This window comes from Duganella kummerowiae, assembly GCF_053572355.1.
In genome coordinates, this window is record NZ_JBKFEH010000010.1 from 61,129 (window position 1) to 77,665 (window position 16,537).

At 63.7% G+C, this 16,537-nt stretch carries 12 protein-coding genes and 1 tRNA gene; 6 read left to right on the forward strand and 7 right to left on the reverse strand.

What is annotated here, in order from left to right; genetic code table 11:
• Window positions 1–24 precede the first annotated feature (24 nt).
• The 3 genes from ACLB1G_RS13890 (at window position 25) to ACLB1G_RS13900 (ending at window position 4,273) form a co-directional block, all read left to right on the forward strand.
• Complete coding sequence (locus ACLB1G_RS13890) at window positions 25–1,512, forward strand: efflux transporter outer membrane subunit (protein ID WP_491627814.1); 1,488 nt, start codon at window positions 25–27, stop codon at window positions 1,510–1,512.
• A 275-nt stretch (window positions 1,513–1,787) separates the two neighbouring features.
• Window positions 1,788–3,488, forward strand: coding sequence for a DUF8614 domain-containing protein (locus ACLB1G_RS13895; RefSeq protein WP_491627815.1), 1,701 nt, complete (start codon window positions 1,788–1,790; stop codon window positions 3,486–3,488).
• Between the two features lie 101 nt (window positions 3,489–3,589).
• Window positions 3,590–4,273, forward strand: coding sequence for a hypothetical protein (locus ACLB1G_RS13900; RefSeq protein WP_491627816.1), 684 nt, complete (start codon window positions 3,590–3,592; stop codon window positions 4,271–4,273).
• Here ACLB1G_RS13900 and ACLB1G_RS13905 read toward each other — a convergent pair.
• A complete protein-coding gene (locus ACLB1G_RS13905) occupies window positions 4,260–4,583 on the reverse strand; it encodes a hypothetical protein (protein ID WP_491627817.1) in 324 nt (107 codons plus the stop codon). The genes ACLB1G_RS13900 and ACLB1G_RS13905 overlap by 14 nt on opposite strands.
• A 163-nt stretch (window positions 4,584–4,746) precedes the next feature.
• Here ACLB1G_RS13905 and ACLB1G_RS13910 point away from each other — a divergent pair, with 163 nt between their 5' ends.
• From ACLB1G_RS13910 to ACLB1G_RS13920, 3 genes are all read left to right on the forward strand, one after another.
• Window positions 4,747–5,463 (forward strand): BON domain-containing protein, encoded by a 717-nt coding sequence (locus ACLB1G_RS13910; RefSeq protein WP_491627818.1) that lies wholly within the window; start codon window positions 4,747–4,749, stop codon window positions 5,461–5,463.
• A 152-nt stretch (window positions 5,464–5,615) separates the two neighbouring features.
• Window positions 5,616–6,917, forward strand: a complete 1,302-nt coding sequence (locus ACLB1G_RS13915; RefSeq protein WP_491627819.1) for an MFS transporter — start codon at window positions 5,616–5,618, stop codon at window positions 6,915–6,917.
• A 92-nt stretch (window positions 6,918–7,009) separates the two neighbouring features.
• On the forward strand, window positions 7,010–9,136 hold the full coding sequence (locus tag ACLB1G_RS13920; RefSeq protein ID WP_491627820.1) for a metallophosphoesterase: 2,127 nt from the start codon (window positions 7,010–7,012) through the stop codon (window positions 9,134–9,136).
• Window positions 9,137–9,181: 45 nt separating this feature from the next.
• Here the strand turns inward: ACLB1G_RS13920 and ACLB1G_RS13925 are convergent, their stop codons facing one another.
• The 6 genes from ACLB1G_RS13925 to ACLB1G_RS13950 all read right to left on the reverse strand — a co-directional run bounded on the left by ACLB1G_RS13925 (window position 9,182) and on the right by ACLB1G_RS13950 (window position 16,301).
• A complete protein-coding gene (locus ACLB1G_RS13925) occupies window positions 9,182–11,302 on the reverse strand; it encodes a dipeptidyl-peptidase 5 (RefSeq protein ID WP_491627821.1) in 2,121 nt (706 codons plus the stop codon).
• A 107-nt stretch (window positions 11,303–11,409) separates the two neighbouring features.
• The gene (locus ACLB1G_RS13930; RefSeq protein WP_491627822.1) at window positions 11,410–12,159 is read right to left on the reverse strand and encodes a substrate-binding periplasmic protein; all 750 of its coding nucleotides are present in this window, start codon (window positions 12,157–12,159) and stop codon (window positions 11,410–11,412) included.
• A gap of 709 nt (window positions 12,160–12,868) precedes the next feature.
• Window positions 12,869–12,944 (reverse strand) — tRNA-Lys (locus ACLB1G_RS13935).
• Between the two features lie 65 nt (window positions 12,945–13,009).
• Window positions 13,010–14,818, reverse strand: a complete 1,809-nt coding sequence (gene tfpB / locus ACLB1G_RS13940) for a type IV pilus assembly ATPase TfpB (protein ID WP_491627823.1) — start codon at window positions 14,816–14,818, stop codon at window positions 13,010–13,012.
• 54 nt (window positions 14,819–14,872) lie between these two features.
• On the reverse strand, window positions 14,873–15,673 hold the full coding sequence (locus ACLB1G_RS13945) for a spermine/spermidine synthase domain-containing protein (protein WP_491627824.1): 801 nt from the start codon (window positions 15,671–15,673) through the stop codon (window positions 14,873–14,875).
• Window positions 15,674–15,785: 112 nt separating this feature from the next.
• Window positions 15,786–16,301 (reverse strand): glycine zipper 2TM domain-containing protein, encoded by a 516-nt coding sequence (locus ACLB1G_RS13950; protein WP_491627825.1) that lies wholly within the window; start codon window positions 16,299–16,301, stop codon window positions 15,786–15,788.
• Window positions 16,302–16,537: the final 236 nt, after the last annotated feature.

Consider the following 16,537-nt stretch of genomic DNA (forward strand, 5'->3'; position numbering starts at 1 on the left):
AATTTATACAAATTCGAGGTAGCCATGCAAACATCCCTGAACTCCGCCCTCAAGCGCCTGACCGCGGCCGTGGCCGTGGCGCTGGCCGCCACCGGCTGCGCCACCGTGGGCACTGACTTCACCGCGCCGAAAAACGTGGCCGACGCCAGCTTCCGCCACGCCCCGCAAGGTGCGGCACAGGACAGCGCCGCGCGCCTGCCGGCCCAGTGGTGGACCGTGTTCAACGACGAGACCCTGAACCGCCTCGAGCAGACCGCGCTGCGCGACAACCCCAGCGTCAAGGCCGCCGCCCAGCGCCTGGTGCAGGCGCAGCAGCAGTCCAACCTGTCGCGCGCCAACGAGCAGGTCAACCTGAGCGTGAACGCCGGCATATCCAACTCGCGCACCTCGGCCAACACCTCGCAGGGCCTGGCCCTGGGCGGCCGTTCCATCGAAGGCAACAACTACCAGGTGGGCGCCGCGCTGTCGTATGAAGTCGACCTGCTGGGCCGCGTGCGCCGCCTGGTCGAAGCATCGGACGCGCAAGCGCTGGCGGCCGAGGCGGACCGCGACGGCGTGCTGCTGGTGCTGTCCTCGCAACTGGCCACCACCTACTGGCAGCTGCGCGGCCTGGATGCGGAAATCGCCATCCTGAACGGCGCCCTGGACACCCGCAAGGAAAGCGAGGAACTGGTGACGGCACGCTTCGACGCCGGCCTGTCGAATGAGCTGGACGTGTCTCGCGCCCGCATCGAGCGCGCCAACGCCCAGGCCGACCTGCACGAGGTGCAGCGCCAGCGCAACCTGCTGGAGCACACCCTGGCCACCCTGGTGGGCGCCTCGCCCTCCAGCCTGCAGCTGCCGGCCACCGCCAGCGCCCAGGCGCTGCCGCAGCCGCCGGCCATTCCGGTCGGCTTGCCGGCCAGCCTGCTGTCCCAGCGTCCCGACCTGGCCGGCAGCGTGGCCACGCTGCGCGCGGCCAATGCCCAGATCGGCGTGGCCGAAGGCGCCTTTTATCCTTCGCTGTCGCTGACCAGCAATTTCGGCTTTGCGTCCGAGAGCCTGCGCGAACTGGCCAAGGGCGGTTCGCGCCAGTTCAGCGTCGGCCCGCTGGCGCTGTCGCTGCCCATCTTCGACGGTGGCCGCAACAAGTCCAACCTGGCCATCGCCAAGTCGCGCTACGAGGAAGCCATCGCCAACCACGAGGGCAAGCTGCTGACCGCGCTGCGTGAAGTGGAAGATGCGCTGTCCGACGTCCAGCAGCGCCAGCTGCAGGGCCAGGCGCAGCAGGCGTCGCAAGTGGCGGCGGCGCGCGGCTACCTGGTGGCGCGCGCCCGCTACGAGCGCGGCGTGTCGACCTACCTGGACGTGACCGACGCCCAGCGCAGCGCGCTGGCGGCCGACCGCGCCGCCGTGCAGATCCAGACCCAGCGCCTGCTGGCGACGGTGGCCGTGGCCCGTTCGCTGGGCGCCGGCTGGCAGCCTTCGCCGGCGCTGGCCTCGGTGGCGCAGAACGGCGGCATCAAGCAGTAAGAACCCGTTGCAAAAAGACCATGGCGTCGTTGCCGCTCCTTGCCGTGCAGGCGCACCGCCTGCGTCGCCGCGCCTGGCCCTGCTCATTTTGAAACGGGTTCCAAGCCACGCTTCAAACGGTTACGCGAAGAGGCCAGCGGCAGCGGTGCCGCTGGTCCGTAGCGTTACCGATGCCAGGCGTGCACGGGGGGCTGGCCGTAAAGGTTTGCAAGGTCTGGCAAGGCGGGGGTGGAAATGGCACAATGGCCCGCTACCATCACCACCCCTTAGGCCCCATGAAAAAACTCCTGATTCCCCTGGCCCTGGCTGTCGCCGGCGCCAGCGTACAAGCGGCGCCCGCCAGCTTGGACGACCTGGCCAAGATGACACGGCGCTATGCGCCGGTCGAACTGAAAGCCGATACCTCCCACCTGTCCGCCGGCGACAAGCGCGCCATCGCCAAGCTGATCGAAGCGGCCAGGATCCTGGACGTGCTGCAGTTGCGCCAGCGCTGGGAAGGCAACGAAGCCCTGTGGGCCGCGCTGAAGAAGGACACCACCCCGCTGGGCAAGGCGCGCCTGGACTACTTCTGGCTCAACAAGGGCCCGTGGTCCATCCTGGACGACCACCAGTCCTTCCTGCCGGCCGAGGTGGGCGGCGTGCAGGTGCCGGCCAAGAAGCCGGAAGGCGGCAATTTCTATCCGGCCGGTGCCAGCAAGGCGGCGCTGGAGAGCTGGATGAACGGCCTGCCGGCCGACCAGAAAAACCAGGCGCAGTGGTTCTTCACCACCATCCGCAGCGGCGCCGATGGCCAGTTCAAGATCGTCAAGTATTCGGATGAGTACCGGCCCGAGCTGGAAAAGGCCGCCGCCCTGCTGCGCGGCGCCGCCGCCGATACCGATAACGCCTCGCTGAAGAAGTTCCTGAGCCTGCGCGCCGATGCGCTGCTGTCCAACGACTACCTGGCGTCGGACTTCGCCTGGATGGACCTGGACGCCCCGGTCGACATCACCTTCGGTCCCTACGAAACCTACAACGACGAGCTGTTCGGCTACAAGGCCGCCTTCGAAGCCTATGTGAACGTGCGCGACGAGAAGGAAACCCGCAAGCTGGACTTCTTCGCCAAGCACCTGCAGGAGCTGGAGGACAACCTGCCGCTGGACGCCCAGTACCGTAATCCCAAGGTGGGCGGGGCGGCGCCCATGGTGGTGGTGAACCAGGTTTACGGCGCAGGCGATGGCAACATGGGCGTGCAGACCGCCGCCTACAACCTGCCCAACGATGAGCGCATCATCAGCCAGCGCGGCTCCAAGCGCGTGATGCTGAAGAATGTGCAGCAGGCCAAGTTCAAGGCCACCTTGACGCCCATCGCCAGGCTGGTGCTCAAGCCTGCGGACCAGAAGGATGTCGATTTCGATTCCTTCTTCACCCACATCCTGGCGCACGAGATCACGCACGGCCTGGGACCGCACATCACCAAGGCGGGCGGCAAGGAATCGACCCCGCGCCAGGACTTGAAGGAAGCCTATTCCACCATCGAGGAAGCCAAGGCCGACATCACCGGCCTGTACGCGCTGCGCTACATGATGGACCAGGGCCAGTTGAAAGGCGTGCTGGGGCAGGGCGAGGCGGCCGAGCGCAAGCTGTACACCACCTTCCTGGCTTCCGGCTTCCGCACCCTGCATTTCGGCCTGACCGACTCGCACGCGCGCGGCATGGCGATACAGATGAACTACCTGCTGGACAAGGGCGGCTTCGTCTCGCACGGCGAAGGCACCTTCGCGGTGGACTTCAGGAAGATCAAACAGGCCGTGGCGGACCTGGACCGCGAGTTCCTGACCATCGAAGCCACCGGCGACTATGCGCGCGCCAGGGACATGATGGCCAAGTACGTGGTGATACGTCCCGACGTGCAGAAGGCGCTGGACAAGATGAAGGCCGTGCCCAACGATATCCGCCCATCGTTCACGACGGCCAATAGCTTGTTGGGCAAGTAACTGTACAGTTTCGTCTACGTAGTAATAAATCTGTTGTACGCATGCCTTGCGGCAATTTGATTGCTGTAAGGCATGCTAGAGTGGGTGCAAGGACTCCAGCCATGCACAAACTCATCTACTCCCTGTTTTCTTCTCTATGCCTGCTGAGCGGCGGGTCTTGCGCGGCTGATCTCACTGAGATGGAAACGCGCTGGCTGACCGCCGCGCTGCCGGTCATCAACTACGCCAAGCAGGAATTGAAGCTGCCCATGGATATCGTGGTGCAGCCGCAAGCCGGTCCCAACGACGTGCCGCTGGCCATGGGCTACATGAACGGGCGCTGCAAGCTGGTGCTGTCGCTGCGCGGCAATCCGGCTGCCGAAACCATCCTGGAAAAACTGCCGCAAGCGCAGCGCGGCCTGATGATAGAAGCCATGGCGGCGCATGAAATTGGCCATTGCTGGCGCCAGGCGCAGGGTGTGTGGCACGAGTTGCCGGCCGGTTTCGCGGCATCCGCGCAGAACAGCCTGCAGGCCGAGCAGTTGCTGCAGACCCAGCGCGAGGAAGGCTACGCCGACCTGCGGGCGCTGGCCTGGATGCAGCAGCGCCATCCGGGCCAGTATGCCGAGGTGGCCGGCTGGCTGCGCCAGGTGCGCGAACCGGAGCCCGGCGCGGCAGTGGCGATTTCGCACGATACCCGGAACTGGCTGCAACTGGCCGCCAGCGGCGCAGCCTTTGAAGCGGCGTTGCCGCTGACCGAGCAGGCCGGCCAGCTGTGGCGCAGGGGTTTGGCTAGCGGGGAGTGATGGCAGCCGCTGGTGGTGGCTGCGGTACGGCGGTATAGGGCGGCGCAGCCGTGCGCGCAATAAAATATGTTACCGCCACCAGACTTGCCACCACGCCTATCAGCTTCCATAGCAGGGCATTGGTCGCCTTGAGCAGGTCGTCTTTTGTCACGTAGTTGGACTTGATCACAGCCACTTCCGCAGCCAGTTTTGCCAGGTCTTCCTTGGTCGCCGAATTCGCGCGCATGACTGCGGCGCTGAGTTCTAGCGTGCCTAACCGCTCGGCCATATTGTCGGCGACTTCCTCGGGAATGTGTGGGCGATCAGTCATCCGGCCATGGTGTTCCCGCGCCCCATTCCTGTCAATGAAATGCATCAAACCGCGCGTGTTTCGTTGCGCAACAGATAGCATTCTGCGTACGTTCCCGCACAGATAGTCTGTTATCGCGGAGGTTTAATGGACACCGTTAACCACCACAACAAAGGGATGCATCATGAAAAAGCTAGTCTTCCTCGCTCTGGCCAGCGCTGTCAGCGCCAGCTTCGCCGCTACCGCTCCGAATAATGACAAGGTGGCTTATAAACAAATGGTCGACCAGGCCGCCGCCGACTACAAGACCGCCAAGGCGGCCTGCGACTCGCAATCCGGCAACGCCAAGGATGTGTGCCAGGAAGAGGCCAAGGCCAACCGCGCCCGCGCCGAAGCCGACGCCACCATGAAATACAAGAACGATAAAAAGTCGGTGCAAAAAGCCCGTATCGACGTGGCCGACGCCGAGTACGACGTGGCCAAGGCCAAGTGCGCTCCCATGGCCGGCGCCGACAAGGACTCCTGCCTGAGCTCGGCCAAATCGACCCAGGTCGCCGCCATCAACGACGCCAAGGCGGACAAGCAGGCTGCCGACATGGCCCAGACCGGCGAGGATTGCAGCAACCTGAGCGGCACCGAAAAAGCCTCGTGCATGACCCGCACCAAGACTGCCCTGGCAGCCGACGCCGTGGCCGATTCCGTCATCACCACCAAGGTGAAAGCGGAACTGGTGGCCGAGCCGGCCCTGAAATCCATGGATGTGCACGTGGAAACCCAGAACGGCACCGTGATGCTGAGCGGCTTCGTGCCCTCGCAAGCCGAGGTGGACAAGGCCGTCAATGTGGCCAGGAACGTCAAGGGCGTCAACAATGTGCAGAGCTCGCTGCGCATCAAACAATAACAGCCAGAAAAACGCTGACCATCCGTGTAGAGGCAGGGCGTCCATCGGACGCCATTGCCGGACTTGGGGCCGCCGCTGCGGCCCTTCTTTTTGATTGCATTCATGATGACCGTAATTTAAAATGGCTACCCATCCATTTTCGAGGACGCATCATGCTTGCACGACCACTGGCCGGCTGGCTGCAGCGGCGCGGCATCCATTTTTCCTGGGTGATTGTCGCCATCACCTTCCTGACCGCGCTCAGTTCCTCCGCCGCGCTGGGCCTGCCCGGCGCGCTGCTGCAGCCGCTGAGCCGCGAGTTCGGCTGGGACGTGGAGCAGATCTCGTCCGCGCTGGCGGTGCGCTTCGTGCTGTTCGGGCTGATGGGGCCGTTCGCGGCCATCCTGATGGAGCGTTTCGGCCTGCGCAACGTGGTGGTGACGGCGCTGGCGCTGGTGGCCGGCGGGCTGGGCCTGGCCACGCAAATGACGCAGTTCTGGCAGCTGGTGCTGTTCTGGGGCGTGATGCTGGGCGTGGGTTCCGGCATGACGGCCCTGGTACTATCCGCGGTGGTGTCCAACCGCTGGTTCGACACCCATCGCGGCCTGGTGGTCGGCATCCTGACCGCCAGTTCCGCCACCGGGCAGCTGATCTTCCTGCCGGTCGGCGCCTGGCTGATCGAACACTTCGGCTGGCGCATGGCGGTGCTGCCGGTGCTGCTGGCCAGCGCCGTGATGGCGGTGCTGGTGTTCCTGCTGATGCGCAACCGTCCGGCCGATCTCGGACTGGCCCCGTATGGCGCCGCGCCCGGCACGCCGCCGGCCGCCCCCCCGGCCATGAAGATCACCTTCGCTACCCCGTTCCAGATCCTGGCCGGCGTGGCCACCAACCGCGTGTTCCTGATCCTGTTCGCCACCTTCTTCATCTGCGGCCTCAGTACCAACGGCCTGATCCAGACCCACTTCATTTCGCTGTGCGGCGACGCCGGCCTGGGGCCGGTGCCGGCCGCCTCGGTGCTGGCCATGATGGGCGCCTTCGACCTGGTCGGCACTGTCCTGTCGGGCTGGCTGTCTGACCGCTACGACAACCGCAAGCTGCTGGCCTGGTACTACGGTCTGCGCGGGCTGTCGCTGCTGTGGCTGCCGTATTCGGAATTCACGCTGTACGGCCTGTCGCTGTTTGCCATGTTCTACGGCCTGGACTGGATAGCCACCGTGCCGCCCACGGTGCGCCTGGCGGGCGCCACCTTCGGCAAAGAGAGGGCGGGCATGGTGTTCGGCTGGGTGTTTGCCGGCCACCAGCTGGGCGCTGCCGTGGCCGCCTATGGCGCCGGCCGCGTGCGCACCCTGATGATGACCTACAACCCGGCCCTGTTTGCGGCCGGTGCGGCTTGCCTGGTGGCGGCCGGCATCATCATGCTGATACGGCGTCCGGCGGCGGCAGCCGTGGCTACTCCCGCCAAGGCTGCCGCATGAAAAATGTATGAGAGCGTTTCCATTTTGTAGTCAGCCTGTCATTTTTGCATGTGAGAATCGCGCTCCATTACACAACCATAATGGAGTAGAGCATGAAAACAAAGCTACCCGCCGCGCTCGTGCTGGCGACGGTGCTGGCCGGCTGCGGCAGCGATGGCAAGCCGCCCGTCACGGCGGCCACCGAGGATCCGGTGCTGCTGCCCAGCGTGGCGTTCATGAGCGACGTGCACTTTGAGAATGTGTACGGCGACCTGAAGAGCAGCAAATTCTCCGGCATCCCGACCAAGGATGGCCGCAACGCCACCATCCGCACCATGTATGCGCAGCTGACCTCGACCCGGCTGTTCAACGAAAACTACTTCGCCTTCCGCGCCGCGCTCGATGACGCCTACGCCAGGAATATCCGCTTCGTCGGCCTGCCGGGCGATATCTCGGACGACGCCCAGCCCATCAACATCGATGGCATTACCGACATCCTCAAGGAATACCAGGCCAAGGGCATGCGCTTCTTCATCGCGCCAGGCAACCACGATCCGAACGAGCCCTACGATGACGACGAGGCCGGCAAGAACGACTTCCTGACCAAGGATGGCAAGGAGCAGAAGATCTACGCCACCGGCGCGGCCGCCTGCAAGGCTGGCGACGCCAGCGTGGTATGCACCAACCAGCTGATGGAGCAGGGCTACCAGAAGCTGATCGCCAAGCTGGGCGATTTCGGCTACATGCCGAGCAAGTCCGACGTGTACTGGGAAACCCCGTTCAGCAGCTATGCCGACGGCAAATACAGCTACGAGGCGGCCCAGGCCGCCGCCGACGTGGCCAAGCGCCAGTTCGAGATCTGCACCGAAGGCGAGGGCGGCAAGTACAAGGTGGCCGGCAAGACCTACACCAACTGCACCAGCATCACCGATGCGTCCTACCTGGTGGAGCCGGTCAAGGGCCTGTGGCTGCTGTCGCTGGACGTCAATGTGCACGTGCCGAACGCCAAGTTCGACCCGGCCAATCCGACATCCTTCAAGGGCTTCGACAACGCGGGCGACGCCGGCTGGAACAAGATGCTGACCCATAAGATCCACCAGATGGAATGGGTCAAGTCGGTGGTGGCGCGCGCCAAGGCGCAGGGCAAGCAGGTGATCTCGTTCTCGCACTATCCGACCATGGACTTCTACGCCAACCAGACCGACGCCATGAAGGCCGTGTTCAAGCCGGGCGCCTTCCAGGTCACGCGCATGCCGGCCGCCGCCACCACCACGGCGGTGGCCAATACCGGCCTGCGCCTGCACATGGGCGGCCACATGCACTTCAACGGCACCAATGACTACCAGGATGCGTCCGGCAACTACCTGGTCAACGTGCAGTCGCCTTCGCTGGCCGTGTTTGGCGCGGCCTACAAGATCGTCACCTTCCTGGACAAGGATCGGGTCGACGTGCAGACTGTGGGCCTGGACACGGTCAAGGGCTACAACGAGCTGTTCCCCTACTACCAGGTGGAGTACGACTACCTGCAGGGCAGCACGGCGGCGTCCGACATTGCCAAACGCTGGAATCGCGGCATCCTGGACAGCAAATCGTATGGCGAATTCACCCGTACCTATTTCGGCGAGCTGTCGCGCCTGCGCTTCATGGGCGATTACTGGCCGTGCGAAATGAAGGAAGCGGCCATGGCGCTGGACGCGCGCCAGATGCTGATACTGTCGCAGCTGCAGACCAAGGTTACGCTGGCGCAGCTGAAGGACAATCCGGGCGTGCTGCCGCTGACGGCCAGCTGCGCCGCCAAGGGCACGGCCTCGGGTACGACGGTTGCCGCCAGCCAGCTGACGGCCGACTGGGCCGACGCCACCGCCAGAGCTGACAAGCTGGCCACGGCGGCCGGGTTGAAACTCGATGATTTCGCCAAGGTCACGGCATATGAGTTCTACGGCGACTTCCACCGCACCGTGTATGCGGGCGAGCTGGCCCTGCGCGACATGGGCGCCCAGCGCGTGGCCATGTACAAGGTGCTGATGTCGGCCTTCCCGGCGGCGCCGGCCGCCATCGTGAAGATCGGCGACCAGCCTTCGGACCAGAATGCCGTGCACGTGCTGTTCCAGAACCAGTTCAAGCAGGTGTTTGCCATCTTCAAGGGCCTGGGATCGGCCAAGCCCAGCGACCACTTCATCATCGACTACAAGGCCAGGACCCTGACCAACGCCAACACGGGCGGCCTCAGCTTCAACTGAAGAAGCAGTTGATGCAAGCGGCGCCTGCTGGCGCCGCCACCCGGCTTACTTCAGGTACTTGGCCAGCCAGCCGTGCACTTCGCTGTAGAAGTAGCGGCTGTTCTCGCCCTTGAGTATCCAGTGGTTCTCGTCCGGGAACACCAGCAGCTTGCTGGGCACGTTCAGGCGCTGCTGGGTGGCGAAGTTCATCAAGGCGTTGTTGGCCGGGACCCGGTAATCGAGCTCGCCCACCGAGATCAGGATGGGCGTGAGGAAACCGGTGCCCTTGTCGTGGTTCCCGGCTTGCATCACCGGGCTTTGCTCGCGCCACACCTTGAGGTCGCTCCACACCGGGCCGCCGCTGTTGACTTCGCGGCCGTGGATGCTGTCGCTGGTGCCCCACTGCATGACCAGATCCATCTCGCCCGCGTGCGAGACGATGGCCTTGTAGCGCGTGGTGGTGGCTTGCAGCCAGTTGGCCAGGTGGCCGCCGTAGCTGGCGCCGCCGGCGGCCAGCTTGCTGCCATCGATGAACGCGTATTTTTTGATGGCTTCATCGACAGCCTCGTTGATTTCATCGGCCGGTCCCTTGAGCGGATCGAACTGGATGGCGCGCGCGAATTCCTCGCCGTAGCCGGTCGAGCCCTTGTAGTCGGTCAGCAGCACCACGTAGCCGGGCTGGGCCAGCAGATGGTAGTTCCAGCGCAGTACGAACTGGTCGCGCCACATATTGGCGGCGCCGCCGTGGATCACGGCAAACAGCGGATACTTCTTGCTGGGATCGAAGTTGGCCGGCTTGACGATCATGTTGTGTATCATGCGGCCGTCCGAGGCCTTGAACCAGAAGTGCTCGGGCGGCTGCCAGTCGATGGCGGCGGCCTTGTCCACGTTGAAGGAGGTCAAGCGCCTGGGTTCGCCCTTGGCGCCGCCGTTGAAGGCGTACACCTCGGGCGGGTTGATCGACGATTCCCACACGCCGACCACGGCCTTGCCGCCGGCGCTCAGCGAGCCTATGCTGCCGGTGGGCAGCGATGCTTCCTCGCGCACCTCGCCGCCGCCGTAGGCCACCGAATACAGTTTTTCCAGGCCGGCGTGCTCGTAGCTGAAGACCACGCGGTTGCTGCCGGCCGGCAGCACGAAGCGCGAAATCGAGCGGTCCAGCCTGGCCGTCAGGATGGTGGGCTGCGGCGACACCAGCGGCCAGGCGAAGCTGGCCAGCCTGGAAATGTCGTACACCTTGCCCTCCTCTTCGGCGTCGCTGAGGCAGAACAGGGTCTTGCCGTCGGCGCTGAATTTCAGGGAGTGGTAGCTGTGCTTGTCCTGGGTCAGCTGCCGGGCTTCGCCGCCATTCACGGGCAGGCTGAAGATCTGGGCGTAGCTGGCGGCACGCGCCATCTGGTCGCGGTTGGTGGAGGCGGAGAACACCACGGATTGGCCATCCGGCGCCCAGATGGCGTCCAGGTTCTGGCCATCGTCGCCCTGCGAGCCGCCGAAGCCGGGCAATGCGGCCAGCTTGGTGCCGGCCAGCAGGTCGCGCGGCTTGCCTCCCTGGGCGTCCACCACGAACAGGCGCACTTTCTTGTCATCGAGCCAATGGTCGAAGTAGCGCGGCGGGAAGCTTTCGTAGGCGCGCGCGCTGTATTTCCGATCCTTGCGTTCCTTGGCGGTTTTCTTGACGTCTTCCTCGCTGGTATTGCCGGGGAAGATATCGCTGATGAACAACAGCTGCTTGCCGTCCGGGCTCCATTTCGGCTGGCGCGCGCCCAGGGTCAGGGTGGTGACGCGCTGGGCGTCGCCGCCGGCCGCCACGTCCAGGCGGTAGATCTGGCTGGCTTCGTCGCCGTCGCGCTTGGCCGTAAACACCAGCTGCTTGCTGTCCGGCGACCATTGCACGCCGCCTTCGCCGCCCTTGCTGAAGGTCAGGCGGCGCGCCGGGGTGTCGTCCGTGAGCGACTTGATCCACAGGTCCGACCATTGCTCCTTGCTGTCATAGGCCGGATCGGTGACGGAAAACACCACCCAGCGGCCGTCCGGGCTGGCTTGCGGCGCGCCCAGGCGTTTCATCAGCCATACGTCCTCGTGAGTGATGGCGTGCCTGGTCACGGCAGTTTGTCCCTGTGCGCCGGTCGCCAGGATGGCGGCCACCAGCAGGGCCAGGAATGGAAGACGGAGTCGAGGTATAGTCATGGTGGTCAAGAAAATGTGGGCTGAATGTTGATGTTGGCCAAAACATTCGTTGCTGTCAATCAAACACCGACTATTCCATGGCCAGGAGACCCGCGCATACCGCCGTATTAATCCCAGCGCTTGACGATGCGCTCCAACTCGCCGGAGCGCTCCAGCTGGAACAAGGCTTGCTCGATGCGCGCGATCGCTGCGGGATCGGCCTTGGGGCCGGCGGCAAATACCATCTGGGCTTGATATAACACCGTGGGCAATATACGCACCTTGCCTGCCATCCCATTACGCTCCAGCAAGCGCGGCAATCCCGGTCCATGGTGGAAATACAGCCGGCCACGGCCGGCAATCAGCTTTTGCAGATTTAATTGCGGTGAGGCAGAGCTGGCATCGAATACCAGGCCGCCTATGTCGGACAGCATGGTGGCGGCGGCAAATCCCCGATTGGCCAGGACCACGCCGGCCTTTCCCAATTTACGCACATCATCCCAGTTATGGACAATAACAGGGTCGTCCATGCGTGCCAGCAGGTGATAATCGGTCTGATAAACAGCAGGCCCGAAAAAATGGAATTGGGCGGCGCGCTGTGGCGTATATTGAAGGGCGCAGGCAATATCTTCCTGCCCACTTAAAAGCTCAGAAAAAATCCGGGGCAGGGGTTTGACGGTCTGCTGGCCGATAAAGCTCAGCCCGGGCTGCAGTTTCTCCACCGCCTGCAATATATCGATACAGATCCCAACGACCTTTTGGTCGTCCGCCAATTGGAATTTGGGCTCCGTGCCTTCCTGTGCCGCCACCCGCACCTGCTGGGCGGCACATGGCAGGGCTAGCGCCAGATACAGCAGGCAGCCGGAAAATATGTGCATGGTGTCTCCCGCCCTGCTCAGGCAGGGTTCGTGTGATTCCAGTATCGGTCAGAACCAGGTGATTGGCAATGAGACAGCCAGTTCATGCTAGAAATGAGCTTGTTCAAGCCAGAATTTCGCTTGCTTGTCTGTTTCGGGCGTCATTTGAGAGACCAGGGCCATGCTGATGCCATGCATTCCCACGCGGACCGAGGCGGCGCGGACGGGGACTCATGCGCCCACCTCGCGGCCTGCGCGCCCAATAAGTGGAGTATCTGCCCGCCTTGGCAGCCGGCCCATCATGCCGGTATTTTTCGTTTTTTGACGGTTGTATCCGAAACCGATGATAACCGGCTCTTGCCGGGTTAAATGCACAGGCAAGCCACCGAATATTTATGCGATCACGCCCAGGGTGCGCACGAGCTCAATGAATACGCTTTGAATGCCCTTCATGCCATGGTTTGCGGAAACCACAGCCTAGTTATTTACGTGCCAGCGTGTGCAGTATTGGTGCGCGTTGCGGGCCGGAGCTGCAGAATTTCATCGCGTTTTTCCCGCGCGAATAGAGAGGCGCTGTTCAGAATTTTTATATTTGGTATGGGCGAGTATCGGCGGTCACGCCCGTGGAAAGGGCAGGGAATCACTGGCTTATTCCGAAGGGTGCGATTGACCAGCGCAAAAAAGCCCTACGCGCCGGAGCGGGTAAGGCTTTTTGGTACTGCTGAATTCGTGGTAGGCCGTGCGGGATTCGAACCTGCGACCAACGGATTAAAAGTCCGCTGCTCTACCAGCTGAGCTAACGACCCGAAAGAGGCCGTATTATATACAGCCCGGCTTCATTCTGCAAACACTTTTTTCCTGCGACAATATCTCAGGCGCCGGGCAGGCCCAGGGCGGCAGTCACCTTGAGCACTTCATCGGCCGTGGTCTCGCCCTGCTGCACCTTGAGCGCGCCGGCCAGGCGCAGCGGCTTCATGCCGTCCGCCACGCTCTGGCGGCGCAGGGCGTGGATGTCGGTTTCCTCCTGCACCAGTTCGCTGAACTGCTGGGTCACGGTCAGCAGCTCGTACAGGCCGGTGCGGCCCCGGTAGCCGGTCTGGCGGCACTCGGGGCAGCCGACCGGACGGTAAATCCGCCCAGGCTTGGGCAGGTGCCACGGCCCACCCAGGCTTTGCCACAGATCCTCGCTCAGTTCCCCGTCATCCTGCTTGCATTCGGCGCACAGGGTACGCACCAGGCGCTGCGCCATGATGCCGATCACGGTCGCTTCCAGTAAATAATAGGGCACGCCCAGTTCCAGCAGCCGCATCACGGCCGAGGGCGCGTCGTTGGTGTGCAGGGTGGACAACACCAGATGGCCGGTCAGGGCGGCCTGTATGGCCATCTCGGCCGTGGCCAGGTCGCGGATTTCGCCCACCATGATGATGTCCGGATCCTGGCGCATCAGGGCCCGCACGCCGTCGGCAAACGATAGCTCGATGCCAGGCTGCACCTGCATCTGGTTGAAGGAGGGCTCCACCATCTCGATCGGGTCCTCCACCGTGCAGACGTTGACTTCCGGGGTGGCCAGCGCCTTGAGCGTGGTGTACAGGGTGGTGGTCTTGCCTGAGCCGGTGGGGCCGGTGACCAGGATGATGCCGTGCGGGCGCTGGGTCAGCGCATCCCAGCGCGCCGCGTCGTCGGGCGGCAAACCCAGTTCGGGCAGGGTCTTGACCACCACGTCCGGGTCGAAGATGCGCATCACCAGCTTTTCGCCGAAGGCCGTGGGCAGGGTGGACAGGCGCAGCTCGACTTCCATGCCGCCAGCGGTGCGGGTCTTGATGCGGCCATCCTGCGGGCGGCGCTTTTCGATCACGTCCATGCGGCCCAGCAGCTTGATGCGGGCCGTGATGGCGATCATTACAGTGGCCGGCACCTGGTAGACCTGGTGCAGCACGCCGTCGATGCGGAAGCGCACGGCGCCGAACTCGCGCTTGGGTTCCAGGTGGATGTCCGAGGCGCGCTGTTCGAAGGCGTACTGCCATAGCCAATCGACAATATTGATCACATGCTGGTCGTTGGCGTCGACTTGCTTGTTGCTCTTGCCCATCTCGACCAACTGCTCGAAATTGTTGCGCAGCGCCAGGTCGTGGCCGCTGGCCTTGTTGGCTTGCTTGATGGACTTGGCCAGGCTGAAGAACTGGGTGATGTACTGGGCGATATCGAGCGGGTTGGCGATCACGCGGCGGATGGCGCGCCGCGACACCTTGGCGATTTCCGCCTCCCATGCGGTGGCGTAGGGATCGGCCGTGGCCACCACCAGGGTATCGGCCGTCAGCTCCACCGGCAGGATGTTGAAGCGGGTCGCGTAATTGGCGGACATGACGTCGGCCACCCGGGTGAAATCGATTTTCAGCGGGTCGATGCGGACGAAGGGCAGGGCCACACGGTCTGCCAGCCATACGCACAAGGCATCGAGGGTCAGCAGCTTGTGCGGCGGCCGCGCCGACAGCAGCTTGCAATGGGCCACGGCCGCCAGCGGGTGCATATGGCCGGCAGTGCTGCGCAGGATGCCCTGGGCCTGGGCGTAATGGGCCTGGACTTCGCTCTTGCGCACCATGCCGTCGGCCAGCAGCCAGGTGTAGATGTTCTGCAGGTCGAGCGGACCATGGGCGGCTGGGACGGGGGAGGCTGCTGACATGGTGTTGTGCCACTTTCAGGAACCGGCAGCTCCAGCCGCTGCCCTGGCTTTGCTTCAGGCCCGCGCGCTGCCCTGCTTGATGCCGGGTTGGATGCCCTTTACCCAGGACTTGGCGGGCAGCTTGGTCTCGGCCACGATCTGCGCCGCACGCGCGGCCAGCGTTTCCAGGTCAAGTATGCGTTCGCGCTTGAAGGCGATGGCCACCACGTTACCATCATGCACCTCCGGCAGGCAAACGACCTGCGCAAACGCGTAGCGCATGGCCTTGATGTTTTTCGCATAGCTGGGGTGGTCGCCGAACAGGTTGACGGTCATGACGCCATCCTCGGCCAGGCAGGCGTTGCAGGCGCTATAGAACTCGGGCGTGTCCAGCACCGGCCCGCGCGCAGTGGCGTCGTACAGGTCGACCTGCAGGGCGTCCAGGGTGCCGTGGTGGGCGCTGTCGTTGACATAGTCCAGGGCGTCCATTTCGACCACCCGCAGGCGCGCGTCGTTGGGCGGCAGCTTGAACATGGAGGCGCAGATGGCGATCACGGAGGGATTGAGCTCCACCGCCGTCACCTCGGCCTGCGGGAATTGCTTGTAGCAAAACTTGGTCAGGGCCGCCGTGCCCAGGCCCAGCTGGGCGATGCGCGCCGGCGCCGGTATCCACAGCATCCAGCTCATCATCTGCTGCGCGTATTCCAGTTCCGGCCAGTCCGGCTTACGGATGCGCATGGCGCCCTGCACCCATTCGGTACCGAAATGCAGGTAACGCACGCCATCCTGCTCGGACAGGGTGACGGGCGCATATTTCGGCTTGCGGGCCGGACGCGAGGATTCTTCTTTTTCGATGGATTTACGTTTGATTAACATGAGGCGGCCTGCGGAGAGTCGGCATTCATTATCCCGCGCGGCCTTGCTTGAAGGCAAGCGAGATAAAAAAAGCCGGTCCCGGGACCGGCCTTTCCACTACGCAGATGGCGGCTTAGCGCTGCACCGGTTCCACCAGCACGCGCAGGCGCACGCGCTCGCCCGGGTCGTAGGACATCACGTCGGTATAGCTGCGGCCACGGTAGTCGTAGGTCACCTGGTAGCCGTTGGTGCGCGATTCCCAATGGTCGACTGTGCGGCACTGCTTGACGGCCTGCTCGGTTACGGGGCCGCTGGTCGGGGTATTGGCGTTGTCGACACGGTCGCCGACCACGGCGCCGGCGATGGCGCCAGCGGCGGTGGCCACCGAGCGGCCGGTGCCGCCGCCGATCTGGTTACCGGCCAGGCCGCCGACGATACCGCCGATGATGGAGCCACCCACGCTGCGCTGCGGCGCCGGTTGCTGCACCTGCACGTATTCGGTACGGCATTCCTGGCGAGGCACGTTGACTTGCTGCACTTGCGGGGTCACCTTGGTCACGCGGCCGAAATCCTCGAAGTCGGCAGCCTGAGCGAATGGCAGGGCGCCCACGCACAGGACGGAGGCGATTAATTTGGCTTTTACGTTCATGTTGGTACCTCTCTGTCTAGGATGGCTTATCAGGAATCTGATATGGCATGGAGAGTATGGTAATCCGCCTGCCCGGGCTAAACCAGTCTCCCATTAGTCCTTCTGGCAACAAATTGTAACAGCAACACAGTCATGGCGCGGTAGTTGTAACACCTGCTCTCCATAGGGAAAGCCGGACATTTCTCCCAAAAAACACCGGGATTTACTTCCGTTTTTTACAAATCTTGCGTTACACA

Excerpts from the sequence above, each read along its gene's own strand:
- ACLB1G_RS13910 (WP_491627818.1), top strand. The coding sequence starts at position 4,747 with ATGAAAAAGCTAGTCTTCCTCGCTCTGGCCAGCGCTGTCAGCGCCAGC.
- ACLB1G_RS13890 (WP_491627814.1), top strand. The coding sequence starts at position 25 with ATGCAAACATCCCTGAACTCCGCCCTCAAGCGCCTGACCGCGGCCGTG.
- ACLB1G_RS13900 (WP_491627816.1), top strand. The coding sequence starts at position 3,590 with ATGCACAAACTCATCTACTCCCTGTTTTCTTCTCTATGCCTGCTGAGC.
- tfpB (WP_491627823.1), bottom strand. The coding sequence starts at position 14,818 with ATGTCAGCAGCCTCCCCCGTCCCAGCCGCCCATGGTCCGCTCGACCTG.
- ACLB1G_RS13895 (WP_491627815.1), top strand. The coding sequence starts at position 1,788 with ATGAAAAAACTCCTGATTCCCCTGGCCCTGGCTGTCGCCGGCGCCAGC.
- ACLB1G_RS13950 (WP_491627825.1), bottom strand. The coding sequence starts at position 16,301 with ATGAACGTAAAAGCCAAATTAATCGCCTCCGTCCTGTGCGTGGGCGCC.
- ACLB1G_RS13925 (WP_491627821.1), bottom strand. The coding sequence starts at position 11,302 with ATGACTATACCTCGACTCCGTCTTCCATTCCTGGCCCTGCTGGTGGCC.
- ACLB1G_RS13915 (WP_491627819.1), top strand. The coding sequence starts at position 5,616 with ATGCTTGCACGACCACTGGCCGGCTGGCTGCAGCGGCGCGGCATCCAT.
- ACLB1G_RS13905 (WP_491627817.1), bottom strand. The coding sequence starts at position 4,583 with ATGACTGATCGCCCACACATTCCCGAGGAAGTCGCCGACAATATGGCC.
- ACLB1G_RS13930 (WP_491627822.1), bottom strand. The coding sequence starts at position 12,159 with ATGCACATATTTTCCGGCTGCCTGCTGTATCTGGCGCTAGCCCTGCCA.
- ACLB1G_RS13920 (WP_491627820.1), top strand. The coding sequence starts at position 7,010 with ATGAAAACAAAGCTACCCGCCGCGCTCGTGCTGGCGACGGTGCTGGCC.
- ACLB1G_RS13945 (WP_491627824.1), bottom strand. The coding sequence starts at position 15,673 with ATGTTAATCAAACGTAAATCCATCGAAAAAGAAGAATCCTCGCGTCCG.